We start from the raw sequence: 19,697 nt of genomic DNA, 5'->3' as shown, positions 1-19,697 counted from the left end.
AGCGCCGCGGGGACGCTCCGGCGATGACATCAGCGACATCGCGGGGAGGCGGTCGCCTTATCAGACAACCCGCCCGTCAGGCAAGGTCAGGCAATCGCTCTAAGCCGCGTGCGGCTTGCCGGCGCAAAGAGCGCCGCGCGGAGCTGAAGCCAAGCCGGCGGAAACGGGCGCCGGCGTGTGAGGTCGGCGAGGGACCACGGTGATCGCACAAGGCGATCGCCGAAGATTGTCAGCGCTCCCGCCACGCTTTCGCGATCTGATCGGTCAGAGGGCGCGTGAGATAGGAGAGAACGGAGCGCTCGCCGATCTGGGTGAAGGACTCCGCCGGCATGCCCGGCACGAGGCGCAGGCCCTTCAGGCGCTCCTTCTGATCCTCTCGGATGCGGATGCGCGCCGTGTAGTAGCTCTGCCCAGTCTTGGGATCCTGGGTCACGTCCGCCGAGACCCGGGTCACCTCGCCGTCGATCTCCGGCGTCGTGCGCGTGTTGAAGGCCGGGAAGCGCAGCACCGCCTTCTGTCCGACCCGCACATTGTCGATGTCCTGCGGCTGGACCCGTACCTCGACCAGGAGCTGGTCGGAGGCCGGAACGATCAGCATCGCCGGCTCGCTCGGGACCACGAGCCCGCCGACCGTATGCACGCTCATCTGGTGGACGAAGCCGTCCTGCGGCGCGCGCAGCTCGACCCGCTTGAGCTGGTCTTCTGCCGCCACGCGCTTCTCGCGCAGCTCCGACCACTTGCCGCGGATCTCGGCCAGATCCTTGCCGGTCTCGGTGCGCATCTCGCCGTCGATCTGAATGACCTGCAGCTCGGTCTCGGCGATCTTGCCGCGCGCCGAGGCCGTCGAGGCGACGAGCTGGCCGCGCTCGCCTTCGAGCCGGGCGGCGTCGCGCTCCAGGGCGGTGACGCGCGAGAGCGGCACGAGGTTCTTGGCGTAGAGGTCGCGAACGCCGGTCAGTTCGTGGCCGATGAGGCCGATCTCCCGGTCCTTGGCCGCGGCCTGCTTGGTGAGCCCATCGATCTCCTGGCCGAGCTGGGCGATGCGCTCGCGCAACTGCGCCTTCTGCCCCTCGCGCCCGGCGACACGGGAGGCGAACAGGCGCGACTCGCCGTCGAGCAGCCGGGCGACGCTCGGGTCGTCGTCGATGCGCGCGACGAGGTCGGGCGGGAATGTGACGACTTTCAGCCCATCGCGCTCGGCCTCGTCCCTGGCGCGGCGGGCCGCCAACTCGTCCATGGCCTTGAGCACGATGTCGAGGTTCGCCCGAGTCTGGGTTTCGTCGAGGCGGATCAGCACGTCGCCGGCCGCGACCCGTTGGCCCTCACGGGCGAGGAGCTGGCCAACGACCCCGCCGGTGGGATGCTGCACCTTCTTCACATCGGTCTCGACCACGAGCTGGCCCGGCGCGATCACCGCGGCCGAGATCTCGGTGAAGGTGGCCCAGCCGCCGACACCGAGGACGAGGGCGACGGAGAGGCCGAGCGCGACGGTGAGGTGGCTTCGGATCGAGCCGTGGGCAACGGGGCGCGGCAGGGCCGGGGGAAGACCGCTGAGGGGGGCGAGGGTCGCGGACATCAGGCACTCTCCCGGATCGAAGGCGCGGCGACTTGTGGAGCGTCAGCGGCGACCGGAACGGGAGCCGGCGCCGGGCGCAGCACGCGCTTGAGGATTTCATCCTTGGGCCCGAAGGCCTGGGCGCGGCCGTCGGCCATCATCAGGATGAGGTCGAGGGCGGCGAGCGCGCTCGGACGGTGAGCGACGACGACGCAGATGCCGCCGCGCCGCCGCACGCCGAGGATTGCCTGCGTCAGGGCGTTCTCGCCCTCGCTGTCGAGGTTGGCGTTGGGCTCGTCGAGCACCACGAGGAAGGGCTCGCGGTAGAGCGCGCGGGCGAGCCCGACGCGCTGGCGCTGCCCGGCGGAGAGGCCCGTGCCGCCCTCGCCGATGCGGGTGTCATAGCCTTCCGACAGGCGCAGGATCAGCTCGTGGACGCCGGCCGCCTTGGCCGCCGCGATGACCGCCTCGGCCGGCGCGCCCGGCTCGAAGCGGGCGATGTTTTCGGCGACGCTGCCGGCGAAGAGTTCGACCTCCTGCGGCAGGAAACCGATATGGGGCCCGAGGTCGCCGCTCGTCCATTGATCGAGCGCCGCGCCGTCGAAGCGGATCTTTCCGCGGATCGGCGGCCAGACGCCGACCAGCGCCCGCACCAGCGAGGACTTGCCCGAGGCCGAGGGGCCGATGATGCCGAGCCCCTGCCCCGCCCGGAGGCCGAAGCTGACATCCTGCACCACGAGGCGCGGCGTGCCGGGTGGGGCGATGCTGGCGGCCTCGACGGTGATGGTTTCAGCGGGCGGCGGCAGGGCGTGCGGCTGCTCGCCCTGCGGCAGCCGGGCCAGCAACTCGGAAAGCCGATGCCAGCTCTGGCGCGCGGCGACAAAGCCCTTCCAGTTGGCGATGGTGAGTTCCGCGGGCGCCAGGGCGCGGGAGACGAGGATCGAGCTCGCGATGATGATGCCGGCGCTGGCCTCGTTGTGGATGACGAGCCAGGCGCCGAGCGCGAGCACGCCCGATTGCAGGGCCATGCGGAACACCTTGGAGCCGGCACCGAAGCCGCTGCCGGCATCCGCCACGGCCTGATGCGCCTCCATGTATTCGCGGTTGGCCCCCGCCCAGCGGGCGGCGAGCCGCTCCTGCATGCCCATCGCGGCCAGCACCTCTGCATTGCGGCGGCCGGATTCGGCCAGACTGTTGCGGCGCATGCCGTGGCCGGTCGCGGCCCGCGTCGGCCCCTTGCTGGCGCGGTCGGTGAGGAAGGTGAGTGCGGCGAGGATACCCATGCCGACGAGGGCAGCGACGCCGATCAGCGGATGAAACAGGAAGCAGATCAGCAGGTAGACCGGCATCCAGGGCAGGTCGAAGAAGGCGGAGGGACCGGAGCCGGACAGGAACGCGCGGATCTGATCGAGGTCGCGCAAGGGCAGAAGGCCGTCGCCCTGATTTGCGCCCTTCAGCGGGGCGCGCACCACGAGGTCGAACACCCGCCCGCTCAGCGCCTCGTCCAGCGCCGCACCGACGCGGGCGAGGATGCGGCCGCGGAGGGCCTCAAGCACGCCCTGGAAGGCGTAGAGCACGAGCGCGAGGGCAGCCAGCCCGATCAGGGTCGGCACGGAGCGGCTCGGGATCACCCGGTCATAGACTTCGAGCATGAAGAACGAGCCGGTGAGATAGAGGATGTTCACCAGCCCGCTCATCACGGCCACGCCGATGAAGGCCGTCTTGCACCGCGCCAAGGCGGCGGCGATCTCGTTCGTGTCGCGCCTATCGTTCGCCATCGTCACCCTCGATTGCCCGCGGTCCGGATTCGCCGCCGTTCCGACCGCCACGCGACCCTCGCCAAGTGAGCGTCTTGATACTTAGAAATGCGACCAAATTTCAGCATAAGGACCGTAATCAGAACGGATTACGCCTTTCGATCTATTGATATATTGGGTATATTCTTAAGTCTCACCATCTTCACCAAAGCATTGGTCGAATGCGATTTGGTGCGAATATTAAGTGACCTCACGACAGGGCTCGTTCTAATATTTGCGGGCCCGAAAGCGAAATCGAGAAGCGTAGCCCGAACCGCACCGGATATCCGGCACAGAGCCCCGGAACGAAAAAGCCGCCGGCCCGATGGACCGACGGCTTTTTGCTTCTCGATACGCTGACCCCTGGACGGAGGGGCCACCGGCTATTGCGGCGGTGTGGCGGGTGTCTCCGGCGCCGGCTCGGGCGTTGCCGGAGCCGGTGGAACCGCCGCCATCTCAGCGGTCGTCCGTGCCAGTTCCGGGTAGGTCTCGATGACGTGCGCGCCCGCCAACGGCTTGCTCTGACCATTGTGACAGGTGGCGCAGTTCAGCTTGGGCGCGTCACCGGTCGGACCGAGGCGGTTGGCCGGGAAGGTCGTCGTCAGCGGCTCGATGTAATCGCCGTTGAGATCGCGCACCATCCGGATCGCGTGCCAAGCCAGCGTGCGCTGCGGCGTGCTTTGCGACCAGTTCGAAACCGCCCTTGTGTTGTGGCAGTAGGTGCAGTTCACGCCGAGCGACGACGACATGTGCATCATCAGTCCGTAGGTCCGTTCGGCGGCCTGGATCGGTTTGCCCTTGCTCTCCGGCAATGCCGTCGTCGCGTTGACGCGGATGAGGTTCTCGTCCGCGTCCTTCTTGCCGAAGAATTCGCTCAGCGTGTCGTAGGGCAGCGAGGCGAGGCCGACGGAGGGCGAGGCCATGTTCTGCCCGTTGTTCCGGGCGATGAAGCCGGTCTTGTAGTTCGGCCCCGGATTCTGGAACCAGATCTGCGCCGGCACCGGCTTGCCGCGGTGGCAGGTGTAACAGTTCACCCCCGCCTCGCCGACATGCTTCTCCTTCCAAGTGGTGTTGATGTGCTGCACCATCTGGATCATCCGCCGGGCGACCTGCTTCTGATAGAGGCTGTCGTCGGCCATGTTCTCGGTGTTGTGGCAGTAGGTGCAGCCCTGTTCCGGGCTGACCCATTCCGTCATCGAGACCATCAGGCGGTTGAATTCCTCGACACTGAGATCTTTGAGAACCTTCACGTTCTCGTAGACCGCGCCGGCCTTCTCGGTGCCGGCCTCGACCGGCTCGGCCGGGGCCGGCGCGATGTTGGCCGCCTTCAGGGCCGCCGCGCCGGATTTGGTCTGGATCTGATCCATGCCCGTCCCGCGGAAGCCGTGCTGCTGGGCGAGGATCGGCGGCTTCGTCCAGCCCGCCGTACCGAACTGGGCGATGGTGAGGAACAGGGCGACGACCGCGCCCGCGACGACGAGCAGAGTCTTCATGGCGCCCCCCCTGGCGTCGCGAGCGGGTCGGTGATCGGTCCGTAGATCTGCGGATAGGCCGGCGCGACACCGTGCTTGACCGCCCAGAGGTACCAGTTGTCCACCACGGTCCCGGTGAGCAGGATGCCGATGCCGCCGGTGATCGTCGTCAGCACCGCGAACCACCACGCCCAGCGGTGGATCGATTCCATGGTGGCGTTGAAGCCCATGGTCCAACGCCAGAACAGGGCGGCACGCTCGGTGGCGGTACCGCGATCGACGATCTGGTCGATCTCACGCTCGGCACCGTAGCGGCTCGTGGCCAGGATCGTGGCCCCATGCATCGCGAACAGCAGCGTCGACCCATAGAGGAAGACGATCGAGAGCATGTGGAACGGGTTGTAGAACAGGTTGCCGTAGCGCAGCGAGAACGCAGCGGTCCAATCGAGATGCGGGAAGATGCCGAAGGGCACCGCCTCGCTCCACGAGCCCATCAGGATGGGGCGGATGAAGCCCAGCACGAGGTAGAGCCAGATCGCGGCGGCGAAGGCCCAGGGCGTGTGCGAGCCGAGCCCGAGCGCACGGGCGCGGCGATACATGCGCACCCACCACAGCAGGATCGAGGCGGTGAGGAAGAAGCCCGCGATCAGCCACCAGCCGCCCTCGTTGAGCGGGGGCAGCACCTTGAGCCCGTATTTTGGCAGCGGCGGTTCGAGCGCCAGCCAGGGCAACTGGCGGACGAACTGGATCGGATCCCAGTTCACGCTGGCCCACATGTTGAGGCCGATGATCTCGAAGGCGATCAGGCCGCAGGCGAAGGACAAGGCGCCGAGGTAGCCGCCGTAGATCGGCCCGACCTGGGAATTGCCGATCAACCCGAACAGGTAGCTGTTGAACGGCCGGCCGATGCGAGCGCCGGACGAGATCGGGATGCCGTTTTCCGGCTCGATCGGGCGGACCTGCACCTGCGTGAAGATGTTCTGATAATAGGCCACGGCGTCTCCCTCCATGGACCTGCGGTCGTTCGAGGCTCACGCCGTCGGCGGAGACCCTCGAGCCCCGAAGATCGAACCTGCGCTTCAGGCCGGCCGGCGCGGACGCCGGGCGGCGATCCGGTTCACCGCCACACGGGCAGGTTGAGCCACCAGCCCCACCATTCCGGCCACCCTTGCGTCCAGAAGGGCCCCGAGATGACGATGCAGACCGCGCTCCAGAATCCCGCAGAGAGCGCGAGGAACAGGCCGAGCCGGTGGATGCCCAGCGTGCCGATCGAGTAGCCGATCGTGTCGCGGAAGTAGGTGTCCTCGTGCTCGGGCGTCTTCACCGTCTCGCCCTTGGCCGGATTGGTCGAGGACAGGATCAGCGAGCCGTGCAGCGCCAGCGCGAAGGTGGTCGTGAAGAAGAACGTCACGGCGAGCATATGCGCGGGATTGTAGTGGAAGTGCAGATACTGGTAGCCGGTGTTCGACACCCAATCGAGATGGGAGAGGATGCCGTAGGGGAAGCCGTAGCCCCAGGCGCCCATCAGGAACGGGCGGATCACCACCAGCGAAACGTAGGCGAAGATCGCAACCGAGAAGGCGAACGGCACGTGGTAGCCGATGCCGAGCTTGCGGCAGATCTCGACCTCGCGCAGGGCCCAGGACGAGAACGACCCGACCGCGCAGAAGGTAATGATCTGCCACAGGCCCCCTTCCTTCAGAGGTGCCAGCGCCAGCCCGTATTTCAGGTCGGGAGGCGCGATATTGATCTGCCAGATGTTCCAGGTCGGGCCGATGGCCGCGCCGTAGAGGATCAGTGCGGTGCCAAGCACCGAGAAGAAGATCGTCGTGACGCCGAAGAAGCCGACGTAGAACGGCCCCACCCAGAAGTCGAACAGGTCTCCGCCCAGCAAAGTGCCGCCGCGGACCCGGTATTTGCGCTCGAAGCTCAGCATCGCCATGGCGGAAATCCCCGCGGTGAGGACGAAGGGTGCCGGGGCAGGCGCGACAGGGCCCGCCCGCGGCAGAACCGGCGGTGGGGCCGGTCAGGTCGGCATCGTCGGGAGGACGAGGCTGTGGGCGGCGGCGGCCTTCGCGTCCTTCGGGCCTTCCAGCCAGTTGAACCGGTCGGTGCTGAGCAGGATGAAGTGGATCAGCAGCGCCAGGACGAACAGGAAGGTGAAGAGCGCGACGAGAGTGCGCCGGGGATCGAACAGAAGCCAGATCTTGTGCATCGCGCGTCTCCTCAGCCGATCATCGACACAAGGCCGTGGGCGGCGTTGTTCACGCCGTCGAGCAGGGCGTAGCCCTTCGGCCCGGGCAGCCAGGGCCGCCACAGCCACACGAGAATGTGGGCGACCACGGCGATCGCCGTGAAAATGATGAAGCTCGTCAGGAAGATCGCGTGAAATTCCTTGGCTTCGGGTTCCGTCAGCCCGGACAGGCTGCTCGGTCTTTCTGTGATGCCGTTCGCCATCGATCGAACCTCCGCTGGTTATGCCGCGCGCTGACAGGCGTGGCGGGTGTCGCCGTGACCCGATGACATCACGGCGCAGGATCCCCCGTGTCACCGCACGGAAGTTCTGAGGCGCTGGCGCATCGTCGCGAAAGGCGGGGGCCGCCTGCCGGAGTGCGGTGCGCCGAATCCCTAGCCCATGAAGGCGAACGGGATCGCCGAAACGGCCATGACCTTGGCTTCGCCGAAGACGGAGCGGCGCAGGGTCGGCAGGCCGCGCCGCGGGGCCGTGTTCGGCCGAAAACGCTGCACCAGGGCGGCGGCGAGAAAGAACGGGTAGGTCGCGGCAAGGATGATCCGGAACTGGACCGCCTCACTGTGCTGTCGCGACGACGCGGGCATCGATCGTTGCATGACCACTCCCATGACTCAGTGCTCCGCAGGTTTTCCGGCTCCGCGAAGGGCCGGAGGGTGAAGAGGATGGAGGAGACCCGCGCTCATGCAGCGCTCCCCAAGACGAGGTCGCTCTGCGCCCGCTCGACATGGGCGGCGGCGACGCGCTCGGCGGCGACCCGGCGCGCGGCCCGCTCGGCGGCGTCGCGCAGGCGTTTGGCGGCGGAAATCCGCGTGAGAACGGGATGGGCCTCGACCAGCGCGTCGAGCCGCGCGCGGGCCGCTTCGTCCCAGGGCAGTTCGCGGTGCGTCCGGGCGGGCGTCGCCTCCACCGCATCCATGTCGCGCGCGAGCGGCAGGATGTGGAAGAGCATGTCGAACAGAGCGTTGCAGACTTCCTGCACGAGGTAGGTCGCGCCGGCATAGCCCATGAACGGCGTGCCGGTGTGCCGCCGGATGATGGCGCCGGGGAACGAGGCCGGGACATAGATTGCCCGCCCACCCGCCTCGGCGAGGTACATGCGCTCGTTGAACGAGCCGAACAGGACGAGCGGCGGGTTTGTCTTGATCGCCTCACGCACCGCCGCGTTGTCGGGCTTCGTGCCAGCGCTGCGCGCAAAGGCGAAGTGGCAGGGCAGGCCCATCTCCTCTTCGAGGAAATGGCGCACGCCGCGGGCATAGGTCTCGGTCGCGACGATGCCGAAGCTCGCGGTGCTGAAGAAATCCTGCGTCACCGAGCGCCAAAGGTCCCATACCGGTTTGATCGTGGTGTGGCGCTCGCGCTCGATGAAGGGCTCGGGGTCGAGCCCGAGGATCTCGCCGAGGGTGCGCAGGAACTTGGTGGTCGAGAGCACCCCGATCGGCGCCTGGAGATAGGGCCGCTCCAGGCTCTCGCAGAGCAGGCGGCCGAACTCGCGGTAGAGGCAGATGTTGGCATCCGCGTTGACGAGCTTGGGCACGTCGGCGAGATGCGAGCCGAGCGGGAAGGTGAGGTTCACCTCGGCGCCGATGCCCTCGACGAGGCGGCGGATCTCGGCGAGGTCCGAGGCCATGTTGAAGGTGCCGTAGGCCGGGCCGATGATGTTGACCCGCGGCTTCTCCCCGGCCTTGCGCTCGGGCCGAGCCGGAATCCCCTTCTTGGCGAAGCGCTTCGCGCCGTATTCCTGCCAGAGCCAGCTCATCGCCCGGTCGGCGGATTGCCACTGGTCCTCGTCGATGGTGCGCGGCAGGAAGCGCTGAAGCCCGGTCCCCTCAGGGGTGACGCCGCCGCCGATCATCTCGGCAATCGAGCCCGTCACTACGACGCTGGGCTGGCCGGGATCGAGCGTGGCATGCGCCCGCTTCATCGCGCCTTCGGTGCCGTGTCGGCCGAGTTCCTCCTCCGCCAGCCCGGTGACGACGATGGGCAGTTCGTGCGGCGGCAGCGCGTCGGTGTAGTGCAGCACCGAGGTGACCGGCAGGTTCTCGCAGCCCACCGGGCCGTCGATGACCACCTGCAGGCCCTTGATCGCGGTGAAGACGTAGACCGCCCCCCAGTAGCCGCCGGCCCGGTCGTGATCGATGACCAGCATCAGACCATCTCCCCGATCGGCTTCAGGGGAGCCGCGGCCTTCGGCGCCGTCTTGAGGGTCGGCACCTCCTGCCAGATGCCTGCGGCGTGGCCGGTGCCGACGCCCTCGAAGAAGGCGCGCATGGCGTCGAAGCGGGGCCGGTTGGCGAGCGCAGCGTTGACGACCTTCGCCAGCGAGCCGGCGCCGGCCGCGCCCATCAGTGGCCGCGCCGAGATCAGGTTGGTAAAGTAGAGCGCCGGCGTGCCGGCCTCCTTCGCCTTCTGCACCACCGGGGTGGTGCCGATGGCTAGATCCGGCCGGAATTCATTGAGCGCGGCGAGGTCATCCTCCAGCGAGGCGCGGTAGCGGATGGTGACGCCGCGTTCCTCCAGCCACGCCCGGTCCGGCTCGGACCAGGGCGTGCGCGGGCAGGCTGTGCCGACATAAGGCACCTCGGCGCCGCTCTCGACGAGGAGGCGCGCGACCAAGAGTTCCGAGCCCTCGTAGCCGGAGAGCGTGATGCGCCCGCGGATCGGCGCTGCACCCAGCGCTCCCCGGATCGCCGGCAGAAGCCGGTTCTGCGCCGCCGCGATTTTCTCGTGCGGCACGTCGCAGGCATTGCCGATGGCGGCGAGCCAGTCGGCGGTGCCGTCATGGCCGACGGGGGCCGAGCCGACCACCGGCCGACCGGCGGCCTCGAACTCACGAATGCTCGCGGTGTAGAACGGGTGGATCGCCGCCACCGCTGCCGCGTCGAGGGCGCCGTAGAGTTCGCGCCATTCCCGCGTCGGCACGACGGGGCCGGCGCTGAGGCCGAGCGGTTCGAGAAGCGCACCGATCACCACCGGATCGGCCGGGAACATCTCGCCCAGAAGCGCCACGGACGGACGCTCCGAGCGGCCCCCGCGCGGCGCCTGGACCGGGCCGCTCTCGGCTTCCGTGCGGGCGAACTTGAGCATCGCGCCGGCCAAGACGTCCTTGGCCTCGGCATGGGTCGGCACGCCGAAGCCCGGCACGTCGATACCGATGACGCGCACGCCGTCGATCTGCTTCGGCAGCAGCCTTAGCGGAACGCCCGAGGCGGTCGGAACGCAGAGGTTGATGACGACGATCGCGTCGTAGTCTTGCGGGTTGGCCGAGGCGTGGACCGCCTCGCGGATGTCCTCGAACAGCTTGCCGGTGACCAGCGTCTCGGAGTTGAACGGCACGTAGCCGACGCTCCGGCGCGCGCCGTAGAAATGCGAGGTGAAGGTCAGACCGTAGACGCAGCAGGCGCTTCCCGAGAGGATCGTCATCGTGCGCCGCATGCGCAGGCCGACGCGCAGGGAGCCGAAGGCCGGGCACATGCTCTGCGGCTGGTCGTGCGGCCCGGCCGGATAGTCCTTCCGGTACTGCTCCAGCGTTCCGGACAGGCCGGCGGCCTCGGCAGCCGCGCGCATCGTGTCCTTGCCGGCGTGGCAGCCGAGCCCGTCGCCCTGCGTCGCGGCGAGATCGATGCCCTCTGGGCGGCGGGCGCGAAGCGCGCCGATGTCGAGGCTGACCGCCATGGCTCAGACCTCGTCGTAGACGACTTCGAGGGACGGCTTGGTCAGGCTGGTGCGCCCGCACATGTCCTCGATGGTGGCGGGCTCCAGCACCACGTCGCGCCCGGTGGCTTCGCTGGAGAACAGGCCGAGCAGCGCGTCCTGGCTCAGCGGCGTCGGCTGGTGCGGCGCGGCCTCCGCCACGTTCTGCGAGAGGTCGGCGAAGAGCGAGCCCCAGCGCCCGTCGGGCTTGCCGATGATCTCGTAATTCGCGCTCTTGCGGCGGATGTCGTCATCGGCCGGGATCGAGGCCAGCACCGGAATGCCCGCCGCATCGGCGAAAGCCTGCGCCTCACCCGTGCCGTCGTCCTTGTTGATGACGAGGCCGCCGACGCCGACATTGCCGCCCATCTTGCGGAAGTATTCGACCGCCGAGCAGACGTTGTTGGCGACGTAGAGCGATTGCAGGTCGTTGGAGCCGACGACGATGACCTTCTGGCACATGTCGCGGGCGATCGGCAGGCCGAAGCCGCCGCAGACCACGTCGCCGAGGAAATCGAGCAGTACGTAGTCGAACCCCCATTCGTGGAAGCCGAGTTTCTCGAGCAGCTCGAAGCCGTGGATGATGCCGCGCCCGCCGCAGCCGCGGCCGACCTCCGGACCGCCGAGCTCCATCGCATAGACGCCGTCGCGCTTGAAACAGACGTCGCCGATGGCGACCGCCTCGCCCGCAAGCTTCTTCTTGGTCGAGGTCTCGATGATGGTCGGGCAGGCGCGCCCGCCGAACAGGAGCGAGGTCGTGTCGCTCTTCGGGTCGCAGCCGATCAGCAGCACCTTCTTGCCCTGCTGGGCCATCATGTAGCTGAGATTGGCCAGGGTGAACGACTTGCCGATGCCGCCCTTGCCGTAGATCGCGATGATCTGCGTCTCGCGCTTGACCTCGCCGGTCGCGACCGGATCGGGCTCGATGGCGGCCTCGGCCCGCAGCGTCGTCGCGGCGTTCAACGCCGCCTTGTTGAGCTGAAGGTTCATGAGCAGGTCCTCCAATCGAGGATCATCTTCAGGCAGGCAGGATCGGCGAAGGCCGTGCGGTAGGCCTCCCCCGCTTGCCAGGCGGGCACCCGGTGGGTGATGAGCCCATCGAGCGACAGGCTTCCGGCCTCAATCAGGGCCCGGACCACCGCGAGGTCGCCCGGCCGCCATTCCGCCGAGACCCGAATGCGAGCCTCGCGCATGAAGGCGGGCGGGAAGGCGAAGGCCAGCGGGGCCTCGTAGAAGCCGGCGAGCACGATCTCGCCGCCGGGGGCGAGACGGCCGATCAGCGTATCGAGCAAGCTCGAATCGCCGCTGACATCGGTGATGGTGGCGTAGTCGCGCGTCGGATCGTCCTCGGGCGCGAGCACGGAGTAGCCGAACGTACCCTCCGCCCGCAGCGTCTCGCGCTCCCACACCACCGGTTCGCCGCCCGCGAGCAAAGTCAGCCGCGCGAGCAGCCGGCCGAGCACGCCGTGGCCGACGATCAGGCTTCGCTCGCCGGGCACGATGCCGGACAGGGCATGATAGGCAGTTGCCGCAAGGGCGATGAGGCAGGCGCGGTCGCCGAGCGCGGCATCGATAGAGACGAGGCGGGAGGCCGGAGCGATCAGGTGCGAAGCCGCGCCGCCGAACAGCCCGTTGACCTCGCCGAAGCAGCGGGCGCCGGGCACGAATACGGTCTGCCCGATGCGCAGGCCGCTACCGGCACCGGTCTCGACCACCGTGCCGACCGACTCGTAGCCGGGCACCAGCGGATACCCCATGCCGGGAAAGGGCGGCATCCGGCCGGACCAGAGCAGGCGCTCGGTCCCCGTGCTGATGCCGCTCCAAGAGACGGCAACGATCGCGTCGCCCTCGGTGGCAGGGGTCAGCGCGAGGCGGTTGAGTGCCAAGTGCTCCGGTCGTTCAAGGACGACGGCCAATGCCTCCATCTCCCTGCCTCCCCCGTTGCTGTTTGCGACTCTGCGAAGGGCCGAACCGCTTGATGTCATCCTAGATGGACGAGGAATTGCGTCAAGTAAACTTTACACTTCTACCGTCGCTTTGCGGTGATCAATCGCGCCAGCAGTGGACGCCGGGTCGCCCGCTCGCGGATTTCGTCGAAGCCGGCCTGGGCCAGCATGGCCGTCAATTCGTCGGCCGTACGGGGCCGGCCGCTGCCCATGGCGAGGAGGTAGAAGCCGAAATACGCATCACCCACCGGCTTAGCGCCGGGCGTGCCGGCCATCGGCTCGGCAATCGCCAGGAGGCCGCCGGGCGGCAGCGCCGCGTGGGCCGCACGCAGGAGCGCCAGGGCGACCGCATCATCGTGATCGTGGACGACCCGCACCAGGGTGATCGCATCGGCGCCCGGCGGAAGGGAGGTGCCGAGAAAGCTCCGGCCGAAACAGGTGACGCGATCGCCGAGGCCCTCGGCGGCGAGCCGGGCAACCGCCCGTTCCGCGACCGGCGGAAGGTCGAGCAGGCGCAGGGGGAGCCGCGGATGGCGGCGGGCGGCCTGCGCGAGGAACACGCCCTCCCCGCCCCCGACATCCATCAGGCATGCGCGATCGGCGAGCGGCAGGGCATCGAGCACATCGTCCGCGATCAGCGCCTGCGAGGACGCCATCAAGCCACTATAGGCGGCGACCGAATCCGGGCCGAGCTGCCCGTCCCCGCCGGCTTCGGCATAGGGCCAGTAGCCCCCGAGCCGCGTAGGCCCCGCCCCGCCCCGCAACAGGGCGACGGGATCGGCCAGATCGGCGTAGAGCATAGCGTGGTGCTCGATCATCGCCGCGACCGAGGGATTGCCGATCAGCGCCGCGCCGAGATCGGCCAGGGCGAAGCGCCCGTCCGGCAACCGTGTGATTAGGTCGAGCGATGCCGCGGCCTTGAGCAGGGTCAGCGCGCGATCGGAAGGCAGATCGAGGCGCCGGGCGAGGGCGTCGGGCGTGAGCGGGCCGTCCCGCAGCAGCGTGAACAGGTCGAGCCGGACGCAGGCGAACAGCACCTGCGCGTAGACGAAGCCGGCGCACAGGTCGAACAATGCCCGGGTGTTCCGCTGCGCGATCCCGCGGGTGAGCGGAAACCCCGCCGCCCAGCGCTGGAAGCTGGGGCTAGCGACCGTGCGGTTGCGGAAGGCGAGCCAGCGCTGGCGCCAGCCGCCGCGCCTCTCCGGCGCGGGTCCGGCCTCGGTCATCGCGGCGGGCAAGGCCGGCCCTCACGCCATCGCGCGCAGGGAGGCAGGCACGAACAGCCGGGTCTGCGCCTCGATCTCGATGCGAATCGCGTCCTGCCCGCGGCAGGGGGGAATCACGTCGATCGCTTCCTGCGTGAGATGTTTCAAGCGCTCCAGGGCGCCGCCCATGCCGAGCAGGGCCGCCGCGTTCGGGCGCCCAAGGGTGGCGTCGCGACCGGCGGGCTTGCCGATCTCCTCCTGGCGGCAGGCGACGTCGCGCAGGTCGTCGGCAACCTGATAGGCCGCCCCGAGGCATTCGCCGAGCAGGCGCCAGGGAAGCGGCGGCGCTCCCGCGGCAGCGGCACCGGCCACCGTGGCCGCTGCGAACAGCGCGCCGGTCTTGGCCTGCTGGTACTCGACCAGATCGACGGTGGGCTCTGATTCCCAGGCCTGCCCCGCAACGATGCCGGAGGGCGAGCCGACGGCACGGGCGATCAGCCCGACGAGACTCGCAAGGCGCGCGGGCGAGCGGGTCACACCCCGCGCCAGCGTCTCGAAGGCGGCGACGATCAGCGCGTCGCCCGTGAGCACCGCGAGCGGCACGCCGAAAGCCGCGTGGACCGACGGCTTCTGGCGGCGCGTCGGCGCATCGTCGAAGCACGGCAGGTCATCGTGGACGAGGGAGGCGCAGTGCAGCAACTCGATCGCCGCCGCGGCCGCCTCGGAGGCGGCGGGGTCGTCGTCGCCGCAGGCGAGCGCGACGGAAAGGCAGAGCCGCGGGCGGATGCGGTGGCCGCCGGGAAAGACCGCGTAGCGGATCGCCTCCGCCAGCTGCGGAGGGGCACCCGGTGCCTCCGCATGGGACACCGCAATGTCGAGCACTGTCTCGATCCGCCGGCCGACGTCCATAGCGTCCTCCCGATGTCAGGCTGCCTTGCCTTGTCTTTGTGTCAACAATACTTGACACTGTTGCAGGCTCGGATCAACGGCGATGCGAGGCGGAGTGCGTTTTCGGTGGCAGAAAAAAGCGTCATCGTGATCGGTGCCGGCATCGGCGGGCTCGCGGCGGCGCTGAGTCTCGCTGCGGCCGGCCATGACGTCACCGTCCTGGAACGGGCGGCGCGCGTCGGCGGCAAGATGCGGTCGCTCCCCGTGAACGGGGTGCCGGTCGAGGCGGGCCCCACCGTCTTCACCATGCGCTGGGTGTTCGAGGAGCTGTTCGCCGAGGCTGGCGCCACTCTCGAATCGGAGATGCGGCTGCGGCCAGCCACCCTGCTCGCCCGCCACGCCTGGAACGCGCACGAGCGGCTCGACCTGTTCGCCGACATCGAGGCTTCTGCGGCGGCCATCGGCGCCTTCGCCGGCCCGCGCGAGGCGGACGGCTATCGGCGGTTCTGCGCCCGTGCGGCCGAGGTCTACCGCACACTGGAAGGGCCCTTCATCCGCGCCGAGCGGCCGAGCCCCGTCGATCTCGCCCAGCGCGTCGGCCTCTCGGGCATCGGCAGCCTCTGGCGTATCCAGCCCTTCGCGACCCTGTGGTCGACGCTCGGCGAGTATTTCCGCGATCCGCGCCTGCACCAGCTGTTCGGGCGCTACGCCACCTATTGCGGCGCCTCGCCGTTCGAGGCGCCCGCCACGCTGATGCTGGTCGCCCATGTCGAGCAGGCGGGTGTCTGGACCGTCGAGGGCGGCTTGAGCCGGCTCGCGCGCGCGGTCGCGGATCTGGCCGAGCGCCGCGGCGCGAAGCTGCGCACCGGGGCGGACGTGGCACGGATCCTGACTGAGCGCGGCCGTGTCGCGGGCGTCGAACTCGTCGGCGGCGAGCGCATCGCCGCCGATGCGGTGATCGCCAACGCCGACGTCGCGGCCCTCGGCGGTGGCCTGCTCGGGCGCGAGGCCGCGGCGGCGGGCGACCGGGTGCCCGCCCGCGAGCGCTCGCTCTCGGCACTCACCCTCTGTCTGACGGCGCGGGCGAAGCGCTTCGAGCTCGCGCACCACAGCGTGTTCTTCTCCGCCGATTATCGGGCGGAGTTCGACGCGATCCTGCGCGGCCGCCGTCTGCCGCCGGACCCGACCGTCTACGTCTGCGCCCAGGATCGGGACGGCGACGGCGGTGCGCCCCCCGACGGGCCCGAACGCCTGCTCATCCTCGTCAACGCGCCCGCCGATGGCGGGGAGCGTCGGTTCAGCCCCACGGAGATCGCCGCATGCGAGACGACCATCCTTCGCAAGCTCTCGGCCTGCGGGCTCACCCTGGAGCCGACGGGGCCGGCGACGATCACGACCCCGCAGGATTTCGCGGGACTGTTCCCAGGAACGGGCGGGGCCCTCTACGGCCGGGCCTCGCACGGTTGGACGGCGACGTTCAAGCGGCCGGGAGCGCGGACGCGGGTAGCGGGGCTCTACCTGGCGGGGGGCAGCGTGCATCCGGGTCCGGGGGTGCCGATGGCGGCGCAGTCGGGCCGGCTCGCGGCGGCGGCACTGCGCGCGGACCTCGCTTCGATGGGGCGGTGACGCGCGGCGGCTACGTCTGGTGGTACGTCGATGCCGTGAGCGAGGACGGGCGCCAGGGGCTCACCGTCATCGCCTTCATCGGCAGCGTGTTCTCGCCCTATTATGCCTGGGATGCAGCGCGCGACCCGTTCGCCCACTGCGCCGTCAACGTCGTGCTCTACGGCGAGCGCGGCAATCGCTTCGCCATGACCGAGCGCAACGCCCGGTCGCTGGCGCGCGATGCGACGAGCTTCAGTCTCGGGCCGTCTTCGCTCGAATGGGACGGCAATGTACTGACGATACGCCTCGACGAGCGGGGCTCGCCGATCCCGCGGGCGGTGCGGGGCACGGTGCGGGTGCGGCCAAGGGCGCTCACCGCGCAGCCCTTCACCCTCGACACGCACGGCCTGCACCGCTGGTGGCCGATGGCGCCGGATTGCGAGGTCGAGGCCGAGTTCACCGCCCCCGCCCTCTCCTGGCGCGGCAGCGGCTACCACGACACCAACGATGGCGACGGCGCCCTTGAAGATGCGTTCACGGATTGGACGTGGTGCCGCGCTCCGCTCAAGCGCGGCTCGGCCATCCTCTACGACGTGCGCCGGACGGATGGCAGCGGACAAAACCTGACGCTGCGCTTTGACGCCGACGGCACCCGCCGCGAGATGCGCCCGCCGCTCGCCGCCGGCCTGCCGCCTACCGGCCTGTGGCGGATGCCGCGCACGACCCGCAGCGACGACGGTCGCGCCGAGGTGATCCGCACGTTCGAGGACACGCCGTTCTATGCCCGCTCGCTGCTCGCCACGACCCTCGACGGCGAGGCGGTGCAGCCCGTGCACGAGAGCCTGTCGCTCAAGCGCTTCCGCAACCCGCTCGTACGGCTGATGCTGCCGTTCCGGATGCCGCGGCGGATCGGCTGAGCTTTCAATTCAATCGTATTCCGAGGAACTGGATGCCGGTTCATCGAGAGAATGCGCGTCAAAACAAAAGGATAGAGGCGTGATCCGACCCAGCGCGGTCGGGCACGGCTCCAGAGCATCATCCCGAAAGGTGGCTGCCGACTTTCGGAAAAAGATGATGCAAAAACAATAGGCTAGAGCATCGTCTTGGACCCAATATCCAGGACGATGCTCTAGCCGGCCTTCGCTTCGTCCTTGTGCTCGTAGCGCAACAGCAGCGGCGTCTGGGCCAGGGCGAAGGCGACCGTTAGCGGCATGATGCCGAACACCTTGAAGCTCACCCAGAAATCCTCGGTCTGCGTCCGCCAGACGACCTCGTTGACGACCGCGAGCGCGAGAAAGAACAGGCCCCAGCGGAAGGTGAGCTTGCGCCAGCCCTCGTCGGTGAGCGCGAACATGCTGTCGAGCACGACCGACAGCAGCGATTTGTTAAAGGCGAGCCCGCCGAGAAGGACGAGGCCGAACAGCGTGTTCACGATGGTCGGCTTCATCATGATGAAGGTCTTGTCCTGCAGCGCCAGCGTCAGGCTGCCGAACACCAGCACGACGACGCCCGACACGAGCGGCATGATCGGCAGCCGCCGCAACAGGGCGAAGTGCACGGCAAGCGCAATCATCGTGGCGACGATGAACACGCCGGTTGCCACGAACAGCTTGCTCTCCGCCGCTACGCCGAAACGCTCGGCATAGGCGTTGCCGAAGAAGAAGACCGTCAGCGGGCCCACTTCCAGCGCCAGCTTGAGGAGCGGCGGCAGGTGCCGGCGCGGCGGAACGCTCTCAACCTTCATGCTGGGACTCTCACGATGTTCCGAAGAGGCGACGGCCAATCGGCTACTCCTTGGGAAGGCCGGTGATCGCCCGGGCAAAATCCCGCGCGGCGAACGGCTCCAAGTCTTCCACGCCCTCGCCGACCCCGATGAAGTGCACGGGCAGGCCGAACCTCGTGGCGAGCGCGACCAGAATACCGCCCCGTGCGGTTCCGTCGAGCTTCGTCATCACGAGGCCCGACACGGGGGCGGCCTGCGAGAACAACTCGACTTGGCTCAGTGCGTTCTGCCCGACGGTGGCGTCGAGCACCAGCAAGGTGGCGTGAGGAGCCTCCGGGTCGAGCTTGCGGATGACACGGACGATCTTCTCCAGCTCCGCCATCAGCCCGGCCTTGTTCTGCAAGCGGCCTGCGGTGTCGATCAGGAGCACATCGGTGCCGTTCTCCCGTGCCTCCTTGAACGCGTCGAAGGCGAGCCCCGCCGCGTCCGACCCCTGAGCGCGGCTGATGACCGGCGTGCCGGTGCGATCGCCCCACACCCGCAACTGCTCGATCGCCGCCGCGCGGAACGTGTCGCCGGCCGCCAGCATGACGCTGCGCCCCTCCGCCTTGAATTTCAGCGAGAGCTTGCCGATCGTTGTGGTCTTGCCGGCGCCGTTCACGCCGACCGTCAGGATCACGTAGGGCTTCTTGGCCGAATCGATCTCGATCGGCAGCGCCACGGGCGTCAGCGCCCGCTCGATTTCGGTGGCGAGGATGGCGCGTACCTCGTCGGGCGAGATGCCCTTCTCGTAGCGGCCCTTGCCCACCGCCTCCGACATACGCGTCGCCGTCTCGACGCCGAAATCGGCCTGGATCAGCGCGTCTTCGAGATCCTCCAGGGTGGTGGCGTCGAGCTTGCGCTTGGTGAACAGGCCCGTCACCCGGTCCGACAGGGCGGAGGAGGTGCGGCGCATGCCGGCAGTCAAACGCGACCACCAGCCCTGCTTCTCACTGCCCTCGGCCGCGCCGGACACCGCATCGCTCGCGAGCGCCGCTGCGGAATCGACCGGCTGGATGTCGACCTCGGCGGGTGGTTCGGATTCAACCGCGGGCGCGGGCGTCTCCCCCTCGCCGCCGGTCAGGCGCGACCACCAGTTCCGCTTCTCCGCCGTCTCGGTGGAGGCGGCCGATGGCTCGTCTTCGTCAGGGATCTCGTCGGGCTGCGGTGCTTCGCCGGTCGGCGGCTGCGGCTCGGGCTGGAGGTCGGCGCCTTCCAGTTCGTCGGGGATGCGATTCTTGTCGGGATCGTCGGAGGCGGGCTCGCTCACCGGCGGCGGCACGTGGGCCACGTCGTCCGCCGCGGTGGTGAAGACCGGCTGCCCTTCGGATTCGGAGGCCGGCGATAGCGGATCCGGCGTGACCGATTCCTCGGCCGGGGTTTCCTCGACCGGGCTGTCCTCGCCAGGCACCGGCTCGGGAGACTTGGATTCGGGCGCGCCCTTTCGCCCGAACAGGCGTCCGAACCAGCCGGGCTTCTCGTCGTCGCTCATCCGCGTCCCTTGTTCAAAATCTTGCCCTGCTC

General features: G+C 68.9%; 18 protein-coding genes. 2 read left to right on the top strand and 16 right to left on the bottom strand.

What is annotated here, in order from left to right:
* Window positions 1-229: 229 nt before the first annotated feature.
* The 14 genes from MKK50_RS12020 to MKK50_RS11955 form a co-directional block, all read right to left on the bottom strand.
* Window positions 230-1,576 (bottom strand): HlyD family type I secretion periplasmic adaptor subunit, encoded by a 1,347-nt coding sequence (locus MKK50_RS12020; protein WP_253371833.1) that lies wholly within the window; start codon window positions 1,574-1,576, stop codon window positions 230-232.
* The gene (locus MKK50_RS12015) at window positions 1,576-3,333 is read right to left on the bottom strand and encodes a type I secretion system permease/ATPase (RefSeq protein WP_499022495.1); all 1,758 of its coding nucleotides are present in this window, start codon (window positions 3,331-3,333) and stop codon (window positions 1,576-1,578) included. Before MKK50_RS12015 ends, MKK50_RS12020 begins: the two co-directional genes overlap by 1 nt.
* A 401-nt stretch (window positions 3,334-3,734) precedes the next feature.
* Complete coding sequence (pufC, locus tag MKK50_RS12010) at window positions 3,735-4,844, bottom strand: photosynthetic reaction center cytochrome PufC (RefSeq protein ID WP_253371837.1); 1,110 nt, start codon at window positions 4,842-4,844, stop codon at window positions 3,735-3,737.
* Entirely contained in the window at window positions 4,841-5,818 is a 978-nt protein-coding gene (pufM, locus tag MKK50_RS12005) for a photosynthetic reaction center subunit M (protein WP_253374053.1), read from the bottom strand. Before pufM ends, pufC begins: the two co-directional genes overlap by 4 nt.
* 122 nt (window positions 5,819-5,940) lie before the next feature.
* Window positions 5,941-6,765: a photosynthetic reaction center subunit L gene (pufL, locus tag MKK50_RS12000; protein ID WP_253371839.1), complete on the bottom strand. Its 825-nt coding sequence runs from the start codon at window positions 6,763-6,765 to the stop codon at window positions 5,941-5,943.
* 84 nt (window positions 6,766-6,849) lie between these two features.
* On the bottom strand, window positions 6,850-7,038 hold the full coding sequence (pufA, locus tag MKK50_RS11995) for a light-harvesting antenna LH1, alpha subunit (RefSeq protein ID WP_056193358.1): 189 nt from the start codon (window positions 7,036-7,038) through the stop codon (window positions 6,850-6,852).
* 11 nt (window positions 7,039-7,049) lie between these two features.
* On the bottom strand, window positions 7,050-7,280 hold the full coding sequence (pufB, locus tag MKK50_RS11990) for a light-harvesting antenna LH1, beta subunit (RefSeq protein ID WP_499022492.1): 231 nt from the start codon (window positions 7,278-7,280) through the stop codon (window positions 7,050-7,052).
* A gap of 171 nt (window positions 7,281-7,451) precedes the next feature.
* Entirely contained in the window at window positions 7,452-7,685 is a 234-nt protein-coding gene (locus MKK50_RS11985; RefSeq protein ID WP_253371842.1) for a hypothetical protein, read from the bottom strand.
* A gap of 71 nt (window positions 7,686-7,756) precedes the next feature.
* Window positions 7,757-9,223, bottom strand: coding sequence for a chlorophyllide a reductase subunit Z (bchZ, locus tag MKK50_RS11980; RefSeq protein ID WP_499022489.1), 1,467 nt, complete (start codon window positions 9,221-9,223; stop codon window positions 7,757-7,759).
* Window positions 9,223-10,749 (bottom strand): chlorophyllide a reductase subunit Y, encoded by a 1,527-nt coding sequence (bchY, locus tag MKK50_RS11975; protein ID WP_499022488.1) that lies wholly within the window; start codon window positions 10,747-10,749, stop codon window positions 9,223-9,225. Before bchY ends, bchZ begins: the two co-directional genes overlap by 1 nt.
* A gap of 3 nt (window positions 10,750-10,752) precedes the next feature.
* Window positions 10,753-11,757 carry a chlorophyllide a reductase iron protein subunit X gene (locus MKK50_RS11970; protein ID WP_253371847.1) on the bottom strand — a complete coding sequence of 335 codons (1,005 nt, stop codon included), beginning with the start codon at window positions 11,755-11,757 and terminating at the stop codon, window positions 10,753-10,755.
* Window positions 11,754-12,692, bottom strand: a complete 939-nt coding sequence (gene bchC, locus MKK50_RS11965; protein WP_253371849.1) for a chlorophyll synthesis pathway protein BchC — start codon at window positions 12,690-12,692, stop codon at window positions 11,754-11,756. The genes MKK50_RS11970 and bchC overlap by 4 nt, the downstream gene beginning before the upstream one ends.
* Window positions 12,693-12,793: 101 nt before the next feature.
* Window positions 12,794-13,939 carry a methyltransferase gene (locus tag MKK50_RS11960; RefSeq protein ID WP_499022732.1) on the bottom strand — a complete coding sequence of 382 codons (1,146 nt, stop codon included), beginning with the start codon at window positions 13,937-13,939 and terminating at the stop codon, window positions 12,794-12,796.
* A 21-nt stretch (window positions 13,940-13,960) separates the two neighbouring features.
* A complete protein-coding gene (locus MKK50_RS11955; RefSeq protein ID WP_499022485.1) occupies window positions 13,961-14,827 on the bottom strand; it encodes a polyprenyl synthetase family protein in 867 nt (288 codons plus the stop codon).
* Window positions 14,828-14,932: 105 nt separating this feature from the next.
* Here MKK50_RS11955 and crtD point away from each other — a divergent pair, with 105 nt between their 5' ends.
* Window positions 14,933-16,432 carry a 1-hydroxycarotenoid 3,4-desaturase CrtD gene (gene crtD / locus MKK50_RS11950; protein ID WP_499022484.1) on the top strand — a complete coding sequence of 500 codons (1,500 nt, stop codon included), beginning with the start codon at window positions 14,933-14,935 and terminating at the stop codon, window positions 16,430-16,432.
* On the top strand, window positions 16,429-17,328 hold the full coding sequence (locus tag MKK50_RS11945; RefSeq protein ID WP_499022482.1) for a carotenoid 1,2-hydratase family protein: 900 nt from the start codon (window positions 16,429-16,431) through the stop codon (window positions 17,326-17,328). Before crtD ends, MKK50_RS11945 begins: the two co-directional genes overlap by 4 nt.
* A gap of 212 nt (window positions 17,329-17,540) precedes the next feature.
* On the opposite strand, the gene MKK50_RS11940 is transcribed toward MKK50_RS11945, so the two are convergent.
* Window positions 17,541-18,155 carry a septation protein A gene (locus MKK50_RS11940; protein WP_253371857.1) on the bottom strand — a complete coding sequence of 205 codons (615 nt, stop codon included), beginning with the start codon at window positions 18,153-18,155 and terminating at the stop codon, window positions 17,541-17,543.
* A gap of 43 nt (window positions 18,156-18,198) precedes the next feature.
* On the bottom strand, window positions 18,199-19,665 hold the full coding sequence (ftsY, locus tag MKK50_RS11935; protein WP_499022480.1) for a signal recognition particle-docking protein FtsY: 1,467 nt from the start codon (window positions 19,663-19,665) through the stop codon (window positions 18,199-18,201).
* Between the last annotated feature and the right edge of the window lie 32 nt (window positions 19,666-19,697).

It is taken from the genome of Methylobacterium sp. J-043, from assembly GCF_022829505.1.
Classification (GTDB): domain Bacteria; phylum Pseudomonadota; class Alphaproteobacteria; order Rhizobiales; family Beijerinckiaceae; genus Methylobacterium; species Methylobacterium extorquens_A.
Note: the sequence above shows the minus strand (reverse complement) of the source record. Positions and strands in the feature narration are given on the sequence as shown.